17 protein-coding genes are annotated in these 20,978 nt (G+C 73.3%); 14 read left to right on the forward strand and 3 right to left on the reverse strand.

Annotation, left to right across the window (positions count from 1 at the left end):
* Nucleotides 1–84 precede the first annotated feature (84 nt).
* From AB5J87_RS19000 to AB5J87_RS19060, 13 genes are all read left to right on the forward strand, one after another.
* Entirely contained in the window at nt 85–1,665 is a 1,581-nt protein-coding gene (locus AB5J87_RS19000) for a polyamine aminopropyltransferase (RefSeq protein WP_369377996.1), read from the forward strand.
* A 56-nt stretch (nt 1,666–1,721) separates the two neighbouring features.
* Nucleotides 1,722–2,732 (forward strand): SRPBCC domain-containing protein, encoded by a 1,011-nt coding sequence (locus AB5J87_RS19005; RefSeq protein ID WP_369377997.1) that lies wholly within the window; start codon nt 1,722–1,724, stop codon nt 2,730–2,732.
* A 92-nt stretch (nt 2,733–2,824) separates the two neighbouring features.
* Nucleotides 2,825–3,634, forward strand: a complete 810-nt coding sequence (locus tag AB5J87_RS19010) for an aldose 1-epimerase (protein WP_369377998.1) — start codon at nt 2,825–2,827, stop codon at nt 3,632–3,634.
* 10 nt (nt 3,635–3,644) lie between these two features.
* Nucleotides 3,645–4,184: an orotate phosphoribosyltransferase gene (gene pyrE, locus AB5J87_RS19015; protein ID WP_369377999.1), complete on the forward strand. Its 540-nt coding sequence runs from the start codon at nt 3,645–3,647 to the stop codon at nt 4,182–4,184.
* 342 nt (nt 4,185–4,526) lie between these two features.
* On the forward strand, nt 4,527–5,549 hold the full coding sequence (gene fbaA / locus AB5J87_RS19020) for a class II fructose-bisphosphate aldolase (protein ID WP_369378000.1): 1,023 nt from the start codon (nt 4,527–4,529) through the stop codon (nt 5,547–5,549).
* 98 nt (nt 5,550–5,647) lie between these two features.
* Nucleotides 5,648–7,123: an MFS transporter gene (locus tag AB5J87_RS19025; protein WP_369378001.1), complete on the forward strand. Its 1,476-nt coding sequence runs from the start codon at nt 5,648–5,650 to the stop codon at nt 7,121–7,123.
* Nucleotides 7,124–7,588: 465 nt separating this feature from the next.
* A complete protein-coding gene (locus AB5J87_RS19030) occupies nt 7,589–8,002 on the forward strand; it encodes a DUF3151 domain-containing protein (protein ID WP_369378002.1) in 414 nt (137 codons plus the stop codon).
* Between the two features lie 147 nt (nt 8,003–8,149).
* Complete coding sequence (locus AB5J87_RS19035; RefSeq protein ID WP_369378004.1) at nt 8,150–9,061, forward strand: DUF3152 domain-containing protein; 912 nt, start codon at nt 8,150–8,152, stop codon at nt 9,059–9,061.
* 102 nt (nt 9,062–9,163) lie between these two features.
* The gene (locus AB5J87_RS19040; protein WP_369378005.1) at nt 9,164–10,105 is read left to right on the forward strand and encodes a tryptophan 2,3-dioxygenase family protein; all 942 of its coding nucleotides are present in this window, start codon (nt 9,164–9,166) and stop codon (nt 10,103–10,105) included.
* Nucleotides 10,098–11,288, forward strand: a complete 1,191-nt coding sequence (gene kynU, locus AB5J87_RS19045) for a kynureninase (RefSeq protein WP_369378006.1) — start codon at nt 10,098–10,100, stop codon at nt 11,286–11,288. The genes AB5J87_RS19040 and kynU overlap by 8 nt, the downstream gene beginning before the upstream one ends.
* A 736-nt stretch (nt 11,289–12,024) precedes the next feature.
* Nucleotides 12,025–12,909, forward strand: a complete 885-nt coding sequence (locus tag AB5J87_RS19050) for an alpha/beta hydrolase (protein ID WP_369378008.1) — start codon at nt 12,025–12,027, stop codon at nt 12,907–12,909.
* 173 nt (nt 12,910–13,082) lie between these two features.
* Nucleotides 13,083–14,465 carry a sensor histidine kinase gene (locus tag AB5J87_RS19055; RefSeq protein WP_369378009.1) on the forward strand — a complete coding sequence of 461 codons (1,383 nt, stop codon included), beginning with the start codon at nt 13,083–13,085 and terminating at the stop codon, nt 14,463–14,465.
* Complete coding sequence (locus tag AB5J87_RS19060) at nt 14,462–15,124, forward strand: response regulator (protein WP_369378010.1); 663 nt, start codon at nt 14,462–14,464, stop codon at nt 15,122–15,124. The genes AB5J87_RS19055 and AB5J87_RS19060 overlap by 4 nt, the downstream gene beginning before the upstream one ends.
* A 118-nt stretch (nt 15,125–15,242) precedes the next feature.
* Here AB5J87_RS19060 and AB5J87_RS19065 read toward each other — a convergent pair whose 3' ends face one another.
* Together AB5J87_RS19065 and AB5J87_RS19070 are read right to left on the reverse strand one after the other, a co-directional pair.
* Nucleotides 15,243–16,463 carry a cytochrome P450 gene (locus AB5J87_RS19065; protein WP_369378011.1) on the reverse strand — a complete coding sequence of 407 codons (1,221 nt, stop codon included), beginning with the start codon at nt 16,461–16,463 and terminating at the stop codon, nt 15,243–15,245.
* Between the two features lie 742 nt (nt 16,464–17,205).
* Nucleotides 17,206–18,039 carry a diacylglycerol kinase gene (locus AB5J87_RS19070; protein WP_369378012.1) on the reverse strand — a complete coding sequence of 278 codons (834 nt, stop codon included), beginning with the start codon at nt 18,037–18,039 and terminating at the stop codon, nt 17,206–17,208.
* A 143-nt stretch (nt 18,040–18,182) separates the two neighbouring features.
* On the opposite strand from AB5J87_RS19070, the gene AB5J87_RS19075 reads away from it, so the two are divergent.
* Nucleotides 18,183–19,466 carry an adenylosuccinate synthase gene (locus AB5J87_RS19075; RefSeq protein ID WP_369378013.1) on the forward strand — a complete coding sequence of 428 codons (1,284 nt, stop codon included), beginning with the start codon at nt 18,183–18,185 and terminating at the stop codon, nt 19,464–19,466.
* Here the strand turns inward: AB5J87_RS19075 and AB5J87_RS19080 are convergent.
* Nucleotides 19,450–20,973 carry a serine/threonine-protein kinase gene (locus tag AB5J87_RS19080; protein ID WP_369378014.1) on the reverse strand — a complete coding sequence of 508 codons (1,524 nt, stop codon included), beginning with the start codon at nt 20,971–20,973 and terminating at the stop codon, nt 19,450–19,452. The genes AB5J87_RS19075 and AB5J87_RS19080 overlap by 17 nt on opposite strands.
* Nucleotides 20,974–20,978 lie beyond the last annotated feature (5 nt).

Genomic DNA, 20,978 nt, shown 5'->3' on the forward strand with positions numbered 1-20,978 from the left:
GGGGCCGTAATTCCCTCCGCGGTGCGCTAGTTGCACCCTTGTGGGTGACAGGATGGCAGCGTGTCGTGACGTAGCGTTCCCATCATGATCGAACCGTCTGTGTCCGTCCTGCCCTGTGGCATCCCGCCTCCGGCACCCCGGCGCAGCACCGCGCGGTTCATCGTGCTCGGCACCGTCTTCGTCTGCGCGGCCTGCGGCCTGGTCTACGAACTCGAACTGGTCGCCCTCGCCTCGTACTTGATCGGCGACTCCGTCACCCAGGCGTCCGTCGTCCTGTCCGTGATGGTCTTCGCGATGGGCATCGGCTCGCTCCTCGCCAAACGGCTGCGGCTGCACGCCGCCGTCGGCTTCGGCCTGATCGAGGCGGCGCTGGCGCTGGTCGGCGGCTGCTCGGCGATCGTCCTGTACGGGACGTTCGCGTGGTTCGGCGGCGCGCGGTACGCGCTGGTGGCGTTCTCGCTGGCCATCGGCGTGCTCATCGGCGCCGAGGTCCCGCTGCTGATGACCCTGATCCAGCGCGTCTCCCGGCAGGACCCGGGCGGCACGGTCGCCGACCTGTTCGCCGCCGACTACGTGGGGGCGCTCGTCGGCGGGCTCGCCTTCCCGTTCCTGCTGCTGCCGCTGCTCGGCCAGCTCACGGGCGCGCTGCTGACCGGCGCGGTCAACGCGGTGGCGGGCGGCGCGCTGGTGCTCTGGCTGTTCCGGCGCGATCTGACGCCCCGCGCGCGCTGGTGGCTGTTCGCCGCCAACGTCCTGGTCCTGTCGGTGCTCGCCGTCACCACCGCGCTGGTCGGCGCCTTCGAGCAGGCGGCGCGCCGCGCGGTGTACGGGGGACAGGTGCGGGTCGCCGTGCAGACCGGGGTGCAGGAGATCGTCCTCACCGGCAGCCGCACCGGGCACGGCCCCGGCGGCCCCCTCGACCTCTTCCTCGACGGGCGGCTGCGGGTCAGCGGGCGCGACGAGCGGCGCTACCACTCGGCGCTGGTCGGCCCGGTGATGGACGCCGGGCCGCACGGCCGGGTCCTGGTGCTGGGCGGCGGGGACGGCCTGGCCGCGCGCGAGGTGCTGCGCCGCCCGGGGGTGCGGCAGGTGACCCTGGTCGAGCTCGACCCGGCGGTGGTCGACCTGGCGCGCCACGACCCGGCCCTGTCGGCGCTCAACGGCCATGCCTTCGACGACGCGCGCGTGACGCCCGTGATCGCGGACGCCTTCGGCTGGCTGCGCGGCCCCGGCCGGGCGGCGGGCCCGTACGACGTGGTCATCTCCGACCTCCCCGACCCCGGCATCACCCCGAGCACCAAGCTGTACTCGGAGGAGTTCTTCGGCCTCGCCGCCCGGGTGCTGGCGCCCGGCGGCCGGATCGTGGTGCACGCGGGCCCGGTGGCGACCCGGCCGCACACGTACTGGACGGTGGAGTCGACGGTACGGGCGGCGGGCCTGCGGACCGTGCCGTACCGCGCGACCGGCCGCCTCACCGGGTTCACGGCGGGCCCCGACCGCGCCTCGGAGGCGACGAAGGCGCCGCACGACTGGGGCTTCGTCCTCGCCTCCGCGTCCGGCGTCCCGGCCGCCGTGCTCCCGCCGGAGCTGGATCCCCTGGCCCGGCAGCGGCCCCGCGCGCCGCTGCCCCCCTCGACGCTGGTGCACCCGCGCTACACCGGATGAGGCGGGCGTGGCGTTTGCGCAGACGCGGCGCCCGGCCCTGAGTAGGCTCGGTGCCCATGGAGCATGAGGTGTTCGTTCCGGTCGAGACCGAACCGCTGCGCGCGGCCCTGCGGGACCCGGCGCGGGTCGCCCGCTGCGTCCCGGGCCTGCAGCAGGACGCGGGCGAGCCACCGGTGGCCGGCCGTCTCAGGCTGCGCCTGGAGGGGCACACGATCACCTACCGGGGCACACTGCGGATCACCGAGCTCGACGCGGACACCTTCGGCGTGGAGGCCGAGGGCACGGAGGCGCGCGGCACGGGCGCGGCCAAGCTCTCCCTCACGCTCGCACTGGCGCCCCGGGCGGAGGGCACCCTGCTGACCTTCACGGCGACGGCCACGGCCGACGGCCGCGTCGCCGAGGCCCGCCCCGAGGCGGCCGAGGCATCGGCCACCCGCCTGCTGGACCGTTTCGCCTCGGCGCTGGCCGCCGACGCGGGAGCGGCGCAGGAGAACCCGGACCCGGCCGGGTCCGAGGGCCGGGCGGCCGGTGCCGCGGAGGCGGACGCGGGGGCTGACGAGGCGGCGGCTGCGGGGGTCGACGAGGCGGCTGCCGCACCCGCCGGGTCCGCCGACGAGGCCCGGCCCGCCGACGCCTCCGACTCCGCGGCCTCCGCTGGTGCCTCCGCCGCCGGGGAAGGGCCCGGCCGCGGCGACGGCGCCGGGGAGGTGCCCGCCGCCGAGGACGCGTCCGGCCCCGGCGGCGATGCCGCCGAGTTCGACGACGCCCTCGGGCGGTCCGTGTTCGACGCCGTGGTGCCGCCGCCGTCGCTCGACCCGCTCGCCGACGACGAGTTCGAGCTGCTCGACTCCGACTACGCGCCCGTGGAGGCCGCGCACGCCCGGCGGACGATGATCGGCCGCAGCGCCGAGGAGGTCGACCACGCGCCGCCGCGCGGGCGGTACGCACCGGTGCCCGCCCCGGCCGGCTCGGGCGCGGGGGCCACCCTGCGCTGGGTCGCCCCCGCCGCCGCCCTGGCACTGGCCTCGGCGGTGGTGGTGGGCCGCGCACTGCGCCGCCGCCGTTAGGCCACCGTCGCCCTGCCGCCGAACGGGACGGCGCGGCGGTACGGGAGCACGTCACCGCACCCCGCCGCCCCCGCGCAAGTAGTGTCGGGGGCGTGAGTAGTGACAAGAGTGTCCGGCTGGCTGCCGGTGACGTCGAGTTGACGGTGCGTCCGGACAACGGATGCCGGATCGAGAGCCTGCGCATCGGCGGTACGGAGCTGCTGCGCCAGGGCGACCGGTACGGCTGCTTCCCGATGGTCCCCTGGTGCGGCCGGATCGAGCACGGCGAGTTCCGCAACGGCGGCACCAAGTACACGATGCCGCTCAACTCCCCGCCGCACGCCATCCACGGCACCGGCCGGGACTCGGTGTGGAAGCGCGTCCGGCTCGCCGAGACGGAGGACGGCCGCGCCGAGGCCCACTTCACGTACGACCTGGTGGAGCCGTGGCCCTACACCGGCCGGGTCACCCAGACCTTCGAGCTGTCGCCGGACGCGCTGACGCTGACCATGGGTGTCGAGACGTACGGCGACTCGTTCCCGGCGCAGGTCGGCTGGCACCCCTGGTTCCGGCGCGCCATCGGGGGCGAGGAGGACGTGCGGATCGGGTTCGAGCCCGCCTGGCAGGAGGAGCGCGGGGAGGACCATCTGCCGACCGGCCGCCGCATCGCCCCGGCCCCCGGCCCCTGGGACGACTGCTTCGGGATGCCGGACGGCGTCGACGTCACCCTGACCTGGCCGGAGCGGCTGGAGCTCAAGGTGACCAGCCGCAGCGAGTGGGTGGTCGTCTACGACGAGCAGGAGGAGGCGGTGTGCGTGGAGCCGCAGTCCGGCCCGCCCAACGGCCTCAACACGCTCCCCCGGCTGGTGACGCCGGTGGACCCGCTGGAGCTGGCGACGACCTGGAGCTGGCGCCGCCTTTAAGCTGGCGGGCATGACTGACGTACGCGCTGAGCTGCTCCAGCAGATCAAGGACAAGGCCGTGGTGCACGGCAAGGTGACCCTCTCCTCGGGTCTGGAAGCCGACTACTACATCGACCTGCGCCGGATCACCCTGGACGGCGAGGCCGCGCCGCTGGTCGGTCAGGTCATGCTCGACCTCACCGCCGACCTGGACTTCGACTGCGTGGGCGGTCTGACGCTGGGCGCCGACCCGGTGGCGACGTCGATGCTGCACGCCTCGGCCGCGCGCGGGCAGCGCCTGGACGCCTTCGTGGTGCGCAAGGCGCAGAAGGCGCACGGCATGCAGCGCCGCATCGAGGGCACCGACGTCAAGGGCCGTCGCTGCCTGGTGGTCGAGGACACCTCCACCACCGGCGGCTCGCCGCTGACGGCCGTCGAGGCCGTGCGCGAGGCGGGCGGCGAGGTCGTCGCCGTGGCGACGATCGTCGACCGGGGCGCGGCGGACGCGATCGCCGGTGCGGGCCTGTCCTACCTGACCGGCTACCAGCTGGGCGACCTGGGCCTGGCCTAGCGGTACGCAGGTGCCGGGCGCCGCCGTACGGGGGCGCCGGGCGCCGGGGCGATGGGCGGAATGACCCGGATGTCGCCCTGCCCGTAACCGGTCCGGAGTATCCCGCAAGATCGACTGACGGGCACTCCGAAAGTGGTCACTCGGCTCCCTGTGCTTCTGCACAGCGCCTCTGACCTGCGCTTTCCCCGAGGGGGCGGCTGTTTCACGTGAAACAGCCGCCCCCTCGCGCACACGCAGGGTGGAGCCGGGCCGAGAGTCTGGAAAGATGGGCCGCGACGATGACGTCGCCCCCAGGTCAGGGCCAGCACATACGCAAACCCGCACATCACAAGGAGCGGACAGATGCCCATCGCAACCCCCGAGGTCTACAACGAGATGCTCGACCGGGCGAAGGCAGGCAAGTTCGCCTACCCGGCCATCAATGTGACCTCGACCCAGACCCTGCACGCTGCGCTGCGCGGCTTCGCGGAGGCCGAGAGCGACGGCATCATCCAGATCTCCACCGGTGGTGCGGAGTTCCTGGGCGGCCAGCACAACAAGGACATGGTGACCGGCGCGGTCGCCCTGGCCGAGTTCGCCCACATCGTGGCCGCCAAGTACGACATCACCGTCGCGCTGCACACGGACCACTGCCCCAAGGACAAGCTGGACGGCTACGTCCGCCCGCTCCTTGAGGTGTCCGCCGAGCGCGTGGCCAAGGGTCTGAACCCGCTCTTCCAGTCGCACATGTGGGACGGCTCCGCCGAGACCCTCGCGGACAACCTGGCCATCGGCCAGGAGCTGCTCGCCAAGGCCGCCGCCGCCAAGATCATCCTTGAGGTCGAGATCACCCCGACCGGCGGCGAGGAGGACGGCGTCAGCCACGAGATCAACGACGAGCTGTACACGACCGTCGACGACGCGCTGCGCACCGCCGAGGCCCTGGGCCTGGGCGAGAAGGGCCGCTACCTGCTGGCCGCCTCCTTCGGCAACGTCCACGGCGTCTACAAGCCGGGCAACGTCGTGCTGCGTCCGGAGCTCCTCAAGGACCTCCAGGAGGGCGTCGCCGCCAAGTACGGCAAGGCGTCCCCGTTCGACTTCGTCTTCCACGGCGGCTCGGGCTCCACGGCCGAGGAGATCGCCACCGCGCTGGAGAACGGCGTCGTGAAGATGAACCTCGACACCGACACCCAGTACGCCTTCACCCGCCCGGTCGCGGACCACATGTTCCGCAACTACGACGGTGTCCTGAAGGTCGACGGCGAGGTCGGCAAGAAGTCCACCTACGACCCGCGCACCTGGGGCAAGCTCGCCGAGGCGGGCATGGCCAAGCGGGTCGCCGAGGCGTGCGCCAACCTGCGCTCGACCGGCACGAAGCTGAAGTAACGGCCGCGCGGGCCCAGCGCCCGCGCTCCCCCGTCCGGGGCCCGGTATCCCTCTCGTGGGGGGTGCCGGGCCCCGTGCGTTCGGCGAGAGTGGAGTGCATGAGCGTACGGATGGGCACGGCGGCGGGGCGATGGGTGCTGTTGACGACGGTGCTCGGGTCCGGGATGGCCATGCTCGACTCGACCGTCGTCAATGTGGCCCTGCCCCGCATCGGCGCCGACCTCGACGCGGACATGGCGGTGCTCCAGTGGACCGTCAACGCGTACATGCTGACGCTCGCCGGGCTGATCCTGCTCGGCGGAGCCCTCGGCGACCGGTACGGCCGCCGCAAGGTCTTCGTCTTCGGCGTCGTCTGGTTCGCCGCCGGGTCGCTGCTGTGCGGCATCGCGCCGGACGCGGGCGTGCTGATCGCCGCCCGCGCCCTCCAGGGCATCGGCGGCGCGCTGCTCACCCCCGGCTCGCTCGCCCTGATCCAGGCGGGCTTCCACCCCGACGACCGGGCCCGTGCGGTCGGCGTCTGGTCGGGCCTGGGCGGGGTCGGCGCGGCCGTCGGCCCGTTCCTGGGCGGCTGGCTGGTGGACGGCCCCGGCTGGCGCTGGGTCTTCCTGCTGAACGTGCCGCTGGCGGCGGTCTGCGTCCCCGTGGCCCTGCGGCACGTGCCCGAGTCGCGCGACGAGCGCGTGCACACCGGGCGGTTCGACGCCACCGGGGCGGCGCTGGGAGCAGCCGCGCTGGCACTGGTGACGTACGCGCTGATCGAGGCGCCCGGACAGGGGGCGTCGCCGCTGGTGCTGGGAACGGCGGCGCTGGGCGCGGTCCTGGGCGCCGCCTTCGTCCGGCTGGAGCGGCGGCTGGCGGACCCCATGCTGCCGCCCGACATCTTCGCGTCGCGCCAGTTCACGGCGGTGAACCTGGTGACGCTGTGCGTGTACGCGGCGTTCGGCGGCTTCTTCTTCCTGGCCGCGCTCCAGCTCCAGGTGGTCGCCGGGTACTCGGCGCTGGGCGCCGGGGCCGCGCTGCTGCCCACCACGGCCCTGATGCTGCTGCTCTCGGCCCGCTCCGGCGAGCTGGGCGAGCGCATCGGCCCGCGCATCCCCCTCACGGTGGGGCCGCTGCTGTGCGCGGCGGGGATGCTGCTGATGCTGCGGGTGGGGGTGGGCGCGTCGTACGTACGGGACGTGCTCCCCGCGGTCGTCGTCCTGGGCCTCGGCATGGTGACCCTGGTCGCGCCCCTCACCGCCACGGTCCTGGCCTCGGTGGACGCGGGCCGGGCGGGGCTGGCCAGCGGCATCAACAACGCGGCGGCACGGGCGGCCGGGCTGGTCGCGGTGGCCGCGCTGCCGCTGGTGGCGGGCATGTCACCGGACGCGTACCGCTCGGCGGCGGAGTTCGGATCGACGTTCCGGCGGGCGATGCCGGTGTGTGCGGGGGTGCTGGTGGTGGGGGCGGTGGTGGCGTTCGTGACGGTGCGGAGGGGGGGAGCGGGGTGTCATCCGGAGTGCAGGGTGTCGTGCGGGGTGGTACCACCCCTGGAACGCGCCCGCGAGGAACCCCCACGTCATCCCACCCCTTGAGCACTGGCCCCTTTCCCCCGGCGGGTGGCTGGTCGCGCAGTTCCCCGCGCCCCTTTCGGCCGGGGGTTCGTCTGCGGGCGGGTGGTGGGCTGGTCGCGCCGTTCCCCGCGCCCCTGGAAACCCGCTTTCGTCTGCGGGCCGTGGTCGCTTCTCGCGCAGTTCCCCGCGCCCCTGAAAAGCCTCGTTCGTCTGCGGGCCGTGGTGGGCTGGTCGCGCAGTTCCTCGCGCCCCTAAAGCGTGGGGCTGAGGTGGGTTCTTCGGGTGTCGGGTATTCCTTGGGGGTGCGGGGGTGGCTGGAACGGTTGGCTGAGCCGCTGGCTTTTCAGGGGCGCGGGGAACTGCGCGACAAGCCCCCACCGGCCCGCAGGTGAACGACCGCGTTCGGTGGTGTCCCCCGGAGGGTCTGGGGAACGGGTGGGGTGGGGGTGATCCTCCGTTGTCGGCGCCACGCGGCAGACTGGCCCCATGTCCATTCACGAGAACCTCCTCGGCGGCCCCGCCCCGACCCACCTCCCCGACGACCCCGAACCCCGCGACCTCCTCGCGCAGGGCACCGACCCCGCCGACGTCGCCGCCAAGTACCCCACCTCCTCCCTCGCCTGGGCCCAGCTCGCGGACGACGCGTTCGACGCGGGCCGCACGGTCGAGTCGTACGCGTACGCCCGCACCGGCTACCACCGCGGCCTGGACTCGCTGCGCCGCGCCGGCTGGAAGGGCCACGGCCCGGTGCCGTGGGAGCACGAGCCCAACCGCGGCTTCCTGCGCGCCCTGCACGCCCTGGCCCGCGCCGCCCAAGCGATCGGCGAGCAGGCCGAGTTCGAGCGCTGCACCACGTTCCTGCGGGACTCCTCCCCGCTGGCCGCCGACACGCTGGGCTGACCTGCGCGTTTCCGTACCGTCCGGGCATCTTCGGCCCGGACGGTACGATCGCACGCACCATCGAATATCGGACAACTGCACGCGCTGGCGCACGAGGCCCCACACCTCTCCCCCCAACTCCAGCCACAACAAGGGGAGAAGTCTGTCTTGGGCAAGCGAGCAGCCCGCAACGGAGCCCGTCGTGGCCGTGACCACACCCGACCCCGTGGCCGTGGCAGACGCCCGGCCCGGCGCCACCCGCGCGCCCTGCTGCTCGTAGGCGGTCTGCTCGGCCTCTCCCTGATCTGCGGCGCGGCGTTCGCCGAGTGGCACGACGGCGACGACACCCAGCAGCCCGGATACGCCGCGGAGACCCCGCTCGGCGACCGCGAGCCCCTGCCCGCCGACCCGTCCCCGTCCAAGTCGTCGAAGGACGAGAAGCAGAAGGACGGGAAGCAGAAGGACGAGAAGAAGGGGAAGGGCGGCTCCGGGCGCGCGCCGGGGGACGTGCCCGCCTCCGGGCCCGGCACCTTCACCCCGGCCGGTGCCTCCGGCGCCCCCGTCGGCACGGGCGGGCCGCTGCGCCGCTACAAGGTGCTGGTCGAGGACGGCGTCGACGTCTCGCCGCGCCAGGCCGCCACCGAGATCGAGGCGATACTCGCCCACCCCCGCAGCTGGGCCGCGCACGGGCGTGGCCGGTTCCAGCTGGTCTCGGGCGACGACCGCGCCGACGTGACGATAAAGATCGCCACCCCGGCCACCACGGACAAGCTGTGCGCGGTCAACGGCGACACCCACGGTGAGCTGAACTGCGAGGTCCAGGACGGCGTCGTGGTCAACCTCAAGCGGTGGGTGCTGGGCTCGCCGCAGTACGACGGGCCGCCCGCCGAGTACCGGCACCTGATCATCAACCACGAGATCGGGCACATGATCGGCTTCCACCAGCACATGGCCTGCCCGGGGCCGGGCAAGCCCGCGCCGGTGATGCAGCAGCAGATCAAGGGCCTGGACGGCTGCAAGTCCAACGCGTGGCCGTACACCAAGGGCGGCGCCTTCGTGGAGGGGCCTTCCGTGCCCTGACGTGGGTGGAGGGGGCGTGCTTATGATGCGGGTGGGGACCGGGGCTCCGATGCCGATGAAGGAAGGGGCGGACCGCTACCCGGACACGTCGAGGAGACAGCGGTGTCATCAAAGATGTCCGAACCGGTCGAAAACGGCGCACCCGCAGAAGCACCCGCCGCGCACGCGGAAGCGCCCACCGCGCCCGTAGAAGCGCCCTCCGCGTCCACCGCGCCCGCCTCCGCCGACGCGGCCGTGGACGCCCCCAATCTGGACTTCGCGGGCACCACGCCGTACGAGGACTACGTCCAGGCGGACGTCCTCACCCACCTCCAGCAGCTGCGCTCCGACGACCCGGGCGAGATGGTCTTCCTGGTGACCACCCAGGTCATGGAGTTGTGGTTCACGGTGATCGTCCACGAGTGGGAGACCGCCACGCGCGCGTTGCGCGAGGACCGGATCCCGGTGGCCGTGGACGCGCTCAAGCGTTCCGTACGCGAGCTGGAGGCGCTCAACGCCTCCTGGACGCCGCTGGCGCAGCTCACGCCCGCGCAGTTCAACTCCTACCGCTCGGCGCTCGGCGAGGGCTCCGGCTTCCAGTCCGCGATGTACCGGCGGATGGAGTTCCTGCTGGGCGAGAAGTCGGCGTCCATGCTGGTGCCGCACCGGGGCGCGCCGCGCGTGCACGCCGAGCTGGAGAAGGCGCTCCAGGAGCCGAGCCTGTACGACGAGGTGCTCGCGCTGCTGGCCCGCCGGGGCCACGCGGTGCCGGCCGCCGTCCTCGACCGCGACCTCTCGCAGCGCTACGAGCCCTCGCCCGAGGTCGAGGCCGTCTGGACGGATCTTTACGCCGGGGACCAGAACGGGGAACTCGTACGCCTGGGCGAGGCGTTGACCGATGTGGGTGAGCTGGTGTGGCGCTGGCGCAACGACCATCTGGTGGCGACGAGGAGAGCGATGGGCGCGAAGACGGGTACGGGCGGTTCGGCGGGCGTGGCCTGGCTGGAGAAGCGCGCCGGGAAGAACGTGTTCCCCGAGCTGTGGACGGCGCGCAGCCATGTCTGAGTCCCTGGCCGGCAAGGCCGCGGCGCTCGACGCCGCAGACGAACTCGCCAAGCACCGCGAGCTGTTCGCCCTCGACGACTCGGTCGTCTACCTCGACGGGAACTCGCTGGGCGCGCTGCCCCGGCACGTCGCGGCGCGCATGCAGGAGGTCATCACCCACGAGTGGGGCGAGCTGCGCATCCGCTCCTGGGACGAGAGCGGCTGGTGGACGGCGCCGGAGCGGATCGGCGACCGGATCGCGCCGCTGGTCGGCGCGGCCCCCGGCCGGATCGTGGTGGGCGACTCCACGAGTGTGAACGTCTTCAAGGCGCTGGTGGCGGCGGTCCGGCTGGCGCCCGCCGAGCGGGACGAGATCCTGGTCGACGAGTCGACGTTCCCGACCGATGGGTACGTGGCGTCGTCGGCGGCGCGGATGACCGGGCGCACGGTCCGGCCGGTGGCGCCCGGTGAGATGGTCGCGGAGCTGGGTCCGCGCACGGCGGCGATCCTGGTCAACCACGTCGACTACCGCACGGGCCGGCTGCACGACCTGCCCGGCATCACCGCCGCCGCCCACGCGGCGGGCGCGCTCGCCGTCTGGGACCTGTGCCACAGCGCGGGCGCGCTGCCCGTCGGGCTCGATGCGCACGGGGTGGACTTCGCGGTGGGCTGCACCTACAAGTACCTGAACGGGGGGCCGGGTTCACCGGCGTATCTGTACGTCCGGGGGGACCACCAGTCCGCCTTCGACTCGCCCCTTCCCGGGTGGAACTCGCACGAGGACCCCTTCGGGATGCGGCCCGACTACGTTCCGGCCGGCGGAGCCGTCCGGGGCCGGGTCGGTACGCCGGACATCCTGTCCATGCTGGCGCTGGAGTCCGCGCTCGACGTCTGGGACGGCGTCTCCATCGAGGCCGTCCGCGCGAAGTCACTGGCGCTGACGGACTTCTTCCTGGAGTGCGTGGAGGCGTACGTGCCGGGTGGGCGGGTCACGTCCGTCACGCCCGTCGCGCACGGGGAGCGGGGGAGTCAGGTCGGGTTGCGGTGTGCGGATGCGGGGGTGGTGATGCGGGAGTTGATCTCTGCGGGGGTTGTCGGTGATTACCGGCGGCCGGATGTGCTGCGGTTTGGGTTCACGCCGTTGTATGTGGGGTTCGGGGACGCGGAGAGGGCGGCGGCGGTCCTGTCGCGCTCCCTCCCCTAGCCCCTCGGCCCGCGGGCCCTCCCCGGGCCCCGCTGCGCCTGCGGCCCGGCGGGGCCCGCCCGCGCGGTTCCCGCGCCCCGATTGGGCCGGTCGTCGTCTGCGGCCCGGCGGGGGCTGGTCGCGCAGTTCCCCGCGCCCCTCATGGGCCGGATCTTTGTCTGCGGGCCGGTGGTCGCTCTTCGCGCAGTTTCCCGCGCCCCTCAACCCGCTTTCGTCTGCTGGCCGTGCTCGCTTCTCGCGCAGTTCCCCGCGCCCCTGGGAAACCCGTCTTCGTCCGCAGACCGTGCGGGGTTGCTCGCGCCGTTCCTCGCGCCCCTGAAACCCCCCTTCGTCTGCTGGCCGTGGTCGCTTCTCGCGCAGTTCCCCGCGCCCCTAGGGGGTACGGGCAGTCGGAGAAGTCGGCTCGGCCACCGGCTTTTAGGGGCGCGGGGAACTGCGCGACCGGCCCAGCACGGTCCGCAGACGAAGCCCGGCCCCGAAAGGGGCGCGGGGAACTGCGCGACAAGCCCAGCACGGTCCGCAGACGAAGTCCGGCCCCGAAAGGGGCGTGGGGAACTGCGCGAGTAACCCCGCCGGGCCCCAGGCGGATGGGTCAGGCAGGTGTGCGGCCGGGCTGTAGGTGGGCGTACCTCCGGCCCGGAGTCCAGGCGGGCCCAGAACCGGGGCGCGGCCGGGGCGGAGTGGCGGGAAATCGCTGGTAGCGTCCCGTCGATCCGTCCGTACGAGAGGTTGAGGCATGCCGGACAACCAAGAGGCCCGCGACACCGCCGAGATGGCCTCCGCCTTCTCGCATCCCCCCGTCGCCCCCGACGCCACCGCCTCGTACGGCCCCCACCCCGACCAGGTCGTGGACTTCTACCACCCCCGCGCCACCACCGACCCCACTCCCACCCCCACCCCCCTCGTCGTCGCCCTGCACGGCGGCGCCTGGCGGGCCAGGTACGACCGCCGCCACCTCACCCCGTTCGTGGACTTCCTCGCCCGCCGGGGCTTCGCCGTCGCCAACGTCGAGTACCGGCGCGGCAGCGGCCTGCCGCAGCAGGGCGGGGGCGGCGCCCCGGCGGGCCGCTGGCCGGAGACGTTCGACGACGTGGCCGCCGCCCTGGACGCCCTCCCCGACCTGGCCCGTACGCACCTGCCCCGGGCGGACCCGCGCCGTACGGTCCTCACGGGCCACTCGGCCGGAGGCCATCTCGCCCTGTGGGCGGCGGCCCGGCACGTCCTGCCGCCCGACTCCCCCTGGTACTCGCCGGCCGCCGGCCGCCTCCGGGGCGTCGTCGCCCTCGCCCCGATCGCCGACTTCGCGCGCGCGGTGGAGCTGGACGTGTGCGGCGGGGCGGTCGGTCAACTGCTGGGCCAGGACGCGCAGTTCGCCGAGAGGCGCTCCCTCGCCGACCCGTCCCTCCTCCTGCCGACCGGCGTCGCCACCACCCTCGTCCAGGGCCGGGACGACATCGTCGTGCCGCAGGCCGTGGCCGAGGCGTACGCGGACGCGGCGGCCGAGGCCGGGGAGCCCGTCGGCTACACGCTGCTCGAAGGGGTCGGCCACTTCCCGCTCATCGACCCGGCCGCGGACGCCTGCGCGGTCGTGGCGGAGGAGATCGCCCAGCTCGCGTACTGACCCGAGGGCCCCGCCACCCACCACCGGACTCCGCAACCGACCACCGGGCCCCGGAGGGCACCACCGGGCCCCGCCACCCACCACCAGCCCCCCGCGTAGTACCTGAGACGGACCCCCGCAGATCCGTACCGCAGGGGACGCCCCCCGCCCGCCCCCTCTCTTACGGTGGGGCCATGACCCAGACGACCAGCCCGCCCGCGGGCAACAGCGGGCGGAGCCCCGAGTTCCTGCTTGCCCTCGACGCCCTGGGCGGACTGCGCGAGGACCTCTTCCGTGACGCGTTCGCCTACCGCCCGCTGCGGCCGATGCGCACGGACGGCCCGCTCACCGCGCTGCTGCCGCAGCGGCTGCGGCGGTACGCGGCGTGGACCCCGCACGCGGCCGTGCTGTTCGCGGCCTTCGTCTCCGCATCGGCCACGTACGGCGTCGGCGGCGGCCCCCGGACCGATCTGATCTGGCTGGCGATGGGGCTGGCCGTGGGCTTCCCGGTGGCCATGACGCTGGTGCGGCCGATCGGCGCCTGGTGGCTGTCGCTCGCCATGACCTTCCTCGTCGGGGGGCTGCTCAGGACGGACGTGTTCGGGGGCTGGCCGCTGATACCGGGCACGTTCCTCGGGCATCTGGCCGTCATGGTGGTGGTCGCGCTGCGGACCCGGCCGAGGACGGCCGCGTGGATGTGGGCGCTGACGTTGCTGGTCGGCGCGGTCGTGCAGGCTCCGAGCGGGCGTTACTTCTCGCCCGAGACCGGTCCGATGGCCGTCGCGTCCGGGGTCCTGCTGCTGCTCGCCTCCGTCGTGAACATCCGCCGGGACGCCGAGCAGAAGATCACCATCGAGCAGTCGGTGACGGCGGTGGAGCGGGACAAGCGCACGGTCCTGGAGGAGCGCACCACGATCGCCCGCGAGCTGCACGACGTGGTCGCGCACCACATGTCGGTGGTGGCGATCCAGGCGGAGGCGGCCCCGTACCGGGTCGAGAACCCGCCGCCGGAGCTGGCCCAGGCGTTCGCGACGATCCGCGAGAACGCGGTGTCCGCGCTCATCGAGCTGCGCCGGGTGCTCGGTGTCGTACGCGCGGAGGACTACGAGGCGCCGGACGCGCCCCAGCCCACCCTCGCCGACCTCGACGCGCTCCTCGCGAACGTACGGGAGGCGGGGCTCGCGGTGGAGAAGACGGTGACGGGCGCGGTGCGGGAGCTGCCGCAGGGGGTCGAGCTGTCCGCGTACCGCATCATCCAGGAGGCGCTCAGCAACAGCCTGCGCCATGCGCCGGGCGCGGGTGCGCGGGTCGAGGTCGGCTATGTGCTGGGCGGGGTCGGGGTGCGGATCGTGAACGGCCCGGCCACCGGTCCGGTCGCCGCGTCCCCCGGCAGCGGGCACGGCATCACCGGCATGCGGGAGCGGGTGGCCATGCTCGGCGGGAAGATGACGGCGGGGGCGACGGCGGACGGCGGGTACGAGGTGGCGGTGTTCGTACCGGTGGAGACGGCCGAGCCGGTGGAGCCGGTGGAGTCGGCGGGGGCTGCCGGGTCGGCGGAACCGGAGCTGCGGCCATGAGCATCCGGGTCCTCGTCGTCGACGACCAGATGATGGTCCGCGAGGGGTTCTCGGTGCTCCTCAACGCGCAGCAGGACATCGAGGTGGTGGGGGAGGCGGTCGACGGGCACGACGCGGTGGCCAAGGTGCGGGCGCTCGAACCCGATGTCGTCCTCATGGACATCCGCATGCCCGGGATGAACGGGCTGGAGGCCACCCGCGAGATCGTGGCGGCGGACACGTCGGCGAAGGTGCTGGTGCTGACGACGTTCGACCTGGACGAGTACGTGTACCAGGCGCTGCGGGCGGGGGCCTCGGGGTTCCTCCTCAAGGACGCGTCCGCACGGCAACTGGCCGAGGGCGTACGGGTGGTGGCCTCCGGCGAGTCCCTGCTCGCGCCGTCCGTGACGCGCCGGCTCATCACCGAGTTCGCCCGGGTCACCCAGGTGCGGCGGGGGGTGGTGGGGAGCCACCAGGTGGAGGAGCTGACCGAGCGCGAGACGGAGGTGCTGGTGCTGATCGCCCAGGGGCTCTCCAACGCGGAGATCGCGGACCGGCTGGTGGTGGCGGAGTCGACGATCAAGACGCATGTGAGTCGGGTGCTGGTGAAGTTGGGGTTGCGGGATCGTACGCAGGCTGCGGTGTACGCGTACGAGACCCGCCTGATCACCCCGACGTAGCCCTCCGGGGGGCGGTGGTGGCTGACGGGGGAGCCCCCCGCGCCCCTGTGGGGCCGGTGTTCGCCCGCGGACCGTGCTGGGCCGGCCGCGCAGGCGATCATCCACGGGGTGGGGTGGCCTAGATCTCCACGTGGAGCGCGGTGAGGCCCCGGATCACGTACCCCGGCTTCCAGCTCGGCTCGGCGAGCAGCCGCATGCGCGGGGCCTCGCGCAGCAACAGGCCGAAGGACGCGGCGAGTTCGAGCCGGGCCAGCGGTGCGCCCAGGCAGTAGTGGATGCCCGCGCCGAAGGTCACGTGGCGGTTGGCCGCGGGCGGACGGCGTACGTCGAAGGTGTCCGGGTCCTCGAACGCGGCCGGGTCGCGGTTGGCGGAGCCGAAGAGCAGCGCGACCTCCGAACCCCGTGGGACGACGGTGCCGCCCACCTCGATGTCGTCGAGCACCCAGCGCTCGAAGAGCTGCAACGGCGTGTCGTAGCGCAGCAGTTCCTCGATGGCGCCGGGGAGGAGGGCGGGGTCGGCGCGGAGCAGGGCGAGCTGGTCGGGGTGGCGGAAGAGGGTCCACCAGCCGTTGGCCGTGGTGTTGACGGTGGCCTCGTGGCCCGCGTTGAGGAGCAGCACGCAGGTGGAGATCATCTCCTGCTCGGTGAGCGTGGTGCCGTCGGTGTCGTGGACGGCGATCAGCGCGGAGACGAGGTCGGGGGCGGGGGTGCGGCGGCGGTCGCGGATGAGCCCGCGCAGATAGCCGGAGAACTCCACGGACGCGCGTACCGCGCGGGTGGCGGTCTCCTCGTCCGGGTTCAGCTCGTACATTCCGCAGATGTCGGCCGACCAGGGGCGCAGGAGGTGGCGGTCGGCCTCCGGGATGCCGAGCATCTCGGCGATCACGGTGACGGGGAGGGGCTCGGCCACCTCGCTCAGGAGGTCGCCGCCGCCCGCCGCGACGAAGTCGCCCACCAGGCGGCGGGCGATCCGCTCGACGACCGGGGCCAGCTCCTCGACCCGCCTCGGCGTGAACGCCTTCGCCACCAGCCGCCGGATACGGGTGTGGTCCGGGGCCTCCAGGTCGAGGACGCCGTGGTCGTTGAGCGTGTGGAACGGCTCGTGGGACGGGGGCGGGGGTGTGCGGCCGAACTCCTCGTGGCTGAAGCGGTGCAGGTAGGTGCGGCCCAGGCGGCGGTCTCTGAGGAGGGTGGAGACGTCGTGGTGGTGGGGGATCAGCCACTGGTCGGTGACGGGGGTGTGGTGGGCGCGGGTCGCTTCGCGGAGGTGGGTGTAGGCGGGGTAGGGGTTGGCGATGAAGTGGGGGGAGGTGGGTTGGAAGTGGTGGGTGGTGTCCATGGGGGTTCCTTCCCCACCCCGCCCCTCCCCGTAAGCCCTCAGCCGGGCGGCTGGTGGGACTGGCCGCGGCCCGGCGGGGGCCCGCTCGCGCAGTTCCCCGCGCCCCTTTCGGGTCCGGACTTCGCCTGCGGACCGTGGTGGGCTTGTCGCGCAGTTCCCCGCGCCCCTTAAACGGGGGCTCCGCCCCCACCGGGTCCTGTTTCGTGTGCGGACCGTGCCGGGCTGGTCGCGCAGTTCCCCGCGCCCCTTGTGAACCCGGACTGTGTCTGCGGACCGTGCTGGGCCGGTCGCGCAGTTCCCCGCGCCCCTAAAGGCCGGTGGCCGAGCCAAGTTCTCCGGCTGCCCGTACCCCCTAGGGGCGCGGGGAACTGCGCGAGGAGCGGGCACGGTCTGCGGACGACAGCGGGTTCAGGGGCGCGGGGAACTGCGCGAGAAGCGACCGCGGTCTGCGGACGACAGCGGGTTCAGGGGCGCGGGGAACTGCGCGAGAAGCGACCGCGGTCTGCGGACGACAGCGGGTTCAGGGGCGCGGGGAACTGCGCGAGGAGCGGGCACGGTCTGCGGACGACAGCGGGTTCAGGGGCGCGGGGAACTGCGCGAGCAACCCCGTACGGTCTGCGGTCGAAGGCGGGTTTCCAGGGGCGCGGGGAACTGCGCGACCAGCTCACCACCGGGCCGCAGACACAATCCGGGCCCAATCGGGGCGCGGGGACCCCCGCAGGGCCACTGACGGCGCCCCCGGCTACGGGAGCGTCAGGGTCCACGTGGCTACCCGCCACGTCCTGCTCCGCACCGGCCCCCCCACCTGCTCCGCATCCCCCCGGTACCGGAACCCCGCCTCCCCGGACGTGACCGTCACCACTTCCGCCCCCGCGCACACCCGCTCCCCGGACCGCCCCTCCACCACGACCCTTGCCAGCCCGTTCAGGCCGGACAGGGACACCCCGGTGACGGGGGCGTCGGAGAGGAGGATGCCGTCCGCCTCCACCCGCAGCCGCTGTGCGACGGCCGCCGCCACGGGCGCGGGTGCCCGCACCAGGGTGCGTACCAGCGAACGGCACGCACTCCACACCGCGGGCGCGGGCGCCCGTACCGCCGGGGCCGGGGCCGGCGGCGGCGCCGGAATCCGCAGCCCGCCGAGCACGACCCCGTCCCCGTCGTCGACCAGCAGGTCGAGCCGTCGCGGCGCCCCGTCCAGGACCGCCCGCGCCGCCGCCACCGCCCCCGTGGGCACCCCCAGTGACCTGGCGAGTTCCAGGGAGGCCGCCGCCCCGACGGGCACCATGGCGACGGCGGGCCCGCCCCGGGACCCGCCCGCGGCCCGGGATCCGGCGCCCCCGCGCTCCTTGTGGAGCAAAGTCACAGTACGTAGCAGGGTGAGGTCGTCACCGACCACCACGGGCCGCCGCGCACCCCTGCGCGAGAGGGCGCGGGAGAACTCCTCCACCCCCTCCGGCCAGCATATTTTCGCCTGTGCACCCGCACACAGCACATCTTTCGCGATCCGCACGGACTCGCCGTCGATACGGCGGGCGACCGGGTCGATGACCACCAGTAGCTGGTCGGCAGCCGACACTTCGGTCCTTCCTCGGGTAGCATCTTTGTGCAAGAGCCCCTTGCGCTATTGCGCCAGGGGCTTCGTCTATTCCGGGGCACATTGGTGAGGCGGCGACACGCCCCTGACCTTGGACATGCCCCGCCCGGAAGGGGTGTACGCCTGTGCCCGCACTTGTGCTGCTCGGTGCTCAGTGGGGTGACGAGGGCAAGGGAAAGGCCACCGACCTGCTCGGTGGTTCCGTTGACTATGTAGTGCGTTACCAGGGCGGCAACAACGCCGGCCACACCGTCGTCGTCGGCGACCAGAAGTACGCGCTGCATCTTCTCCCTTCCGGGATCCTCTCGCCGGGGTGCACCCCGGTCATCGGCAACGGAGTCGTCGTCGACCCGGCGGTCCTGCTCTCCGAGCTGAGCGGGCTGAACGAGCGCGGCGTCGACACGTCCAAGCTGCTCATCAGCGGTAACGCTCACCTGATCACCCCGTACAACGTCACCCTCGACAAGGTGACGGAACGGTTCCTCGGCTCCCGCAAGATCGGCACCACCGGTCGCGGCATCGGCCCGACCTACGCGGACAAGATCAACCGCGTCGGCATCCGCGTCCAGGACCTGTACGACGAGTCGATCCTGGAGCAGAAGGTCGAGGCGGCGCTGGAGTCGAAGAACCAGCTGCTCGCCAAGGTCTTCAACCGCCGCGCGATCGAGGCGGAGAAGATCGTCGAGGAGATGCTCCAGTACGCGGAGCAGATCAAGCCGTTCGTCGCGGACACCACGCTGATCCTCAACAACGCGATCGACGACGGCAAGGTCGTCCTCTTCGAGGGCGGCCAGGGCACGCTCCTCGACGTCGACCACGGCACGTACCCCTTCGTCACCTCGTCGAACCCGACCGCGGGCGGCGCCTGCACGGGTGCGGGCGTGGGCCCGACGAAGATCAGCCGGGTCATCGGCATCCTCAAGGCGTACACGACCCGCGTCGGCGCCGGTCCGTTCCCGACCGAGCTGTTCGACCAGGACGGCGAGGACCTGCGCCGCATCGGTGGCGAGCGCGGTGTCACCACCGGCCGCGACCGCCGCTGCGGCTGGTTCGACGCGGTGATCGCCCGTTACGCGACCCGCGTCAACGGCCTGACGGACTTCTTCCTCACCAAGCTGGACGTGCTGACCGGCTGGGAGCAGATCCCCGTCTGCGTCGCGTACGAGATCGACGGCAAGCGCGTCGAGGAACTCCCGTACTCCCAGACCGACTTCCACCACGCGAAGCCGATCTACGAGATGCTGCCGGGCTGGTCCGAGGACATCACCAAGGCGCAGACCTTCTCCGACCTGCCGAAGAACGCGCAGGCGTACGTGAAGGCGCTGGAGGAGATGTCGGGCGCGCCGATCTCCGCGATCGGTGTCGGCCCCGGCCGGACCGAGACCATCGAGATCAACTCGTTCCTGTAGGACCCGGGTGCCCCGAGGGGCCGCCGGTGCGGGATCCGTCCCGTGCCGTCGGCCCCTTCGGCGTTCCGGGGGCGGAGCCGGCGGGGGCCTCCCGGGTCAGGGTGATGTCGGGTGGCGTCGTGCCGGACTGCACGTCGGGGTAGTGCAGCCGCAGCGTGTCGGCCCCCGTGAAGACGTACTGGTGCGGGGGCCCGGCCGCGCACCCCGCCCCCGGGCCGCCGTCGACCGGCTCGGACCGGCCCAGGCTGAGCCGTCGGCTGTCGGCCGCGACCACGGGAGAGGTCCAGACGCAGAGCCTGTCGGTCGCGCCGCCTTCGACGTACGTCTTCAGCCGTTCCGCGATCTTCGTCTCGGTGATGGTGACGGTGTACGTGGTGCCCGTCGACGGCGTCGTCGCCTTCCACGTGCCGAGGAACTGGTGAGGGACGTGGGGGGTGCTGTGCGTCGGGGACGGGCTGGCGGGGCGGCCGGCGGGAGTGCCGGGCGACTGCACGAAGAGGAAGCCGAGGGCGGCGGCGACCACTGCCGCGCCGCCGCCGACGGCGGCTGCGAGCGCGACGCCGGAACGCCGGCGCGGGAGGTCGGGCGCGCTGCTGAACGCGCCGGGTTCCGGGGGAAAGTCGTTGCGGGGGTTCGGCCCGAGCTCGGGCACGGGCGGCCGGTACCCGCCGGTCCGGACGCCCGTACGCAGGTCGTCCGCTGCCCATAACTGGTGCCGATGGTCCTCGACTTGGGCCAGCATCCTGATCGGAAGCCAGGACGGCGGATGCGGGTCGGTGGCCGTCCGCCGGGCGATCCGCCGGGGCGCGGGCCGCTGGTCGGGATCCTTGTGCAGACAGGAGCGCACGAGCGGGAGCAGCACCGGAGGCACACCGGTGAGGTCGGGTTCCCCGGGTGCCGTCGAGTGCGCACCGCCGTCGGTGTCGCCGAACGGCAGCCGTCCCGTCGCCGCGTACGCCAGCACCAGGCCCAGCCGGAACACGTCGCCCGCCTCGGACAGCGCGCCCACGGTCGTCGGCGTGCGCTCCCACGGAGCGCCGACGCTGACGAGGCGCGGCCCGTCCGCCGTCAGCAGGACGTTGGACGGCTTCAGGCCGGGGTGTACGAGCCCCAGCCTGTGCGTGGCGTCCAGGGCGAGCGCGAGCCGGTGGGCGAGCACCAGCAGCGAACGTTCCGGCAGCGGTCCGAAGTCCCCTGCCACCGCGTCCTGGAGGCTCGGCCCGGGAACGTACTCCGTCGCCACCCAGCGGATTCCGTCCGACATCCCCGCGTCGAGGACGCGCGCGGTCCACTCGCCGTCCACGCGCCGCGCCGCCGCCACCTCACGGGCGAACCGCGCCGGGAGTCCGTCCCGGTGCGCGTACTCCTCCTGCACCAGCCTGACCGCGACCGTGCGCCCACCCGCCGAACGGGCCAGGTAGACCCGCCCCGTCCCACCGGTTCCGAGCCTGCCGAGCAGCCGGAACGGACCGATATGGGACGGGTCCCCCGCCGCCAGACCTTCCATGACGG

This window comes from Streptomyces sp. cg36, from assembly GCF_041080675.1.
Classification (GTDB): Bacteria; Actinomycetota; Actinomycetes; order Streptomycetales; family Streptomycetaceae; genus Streptomyces.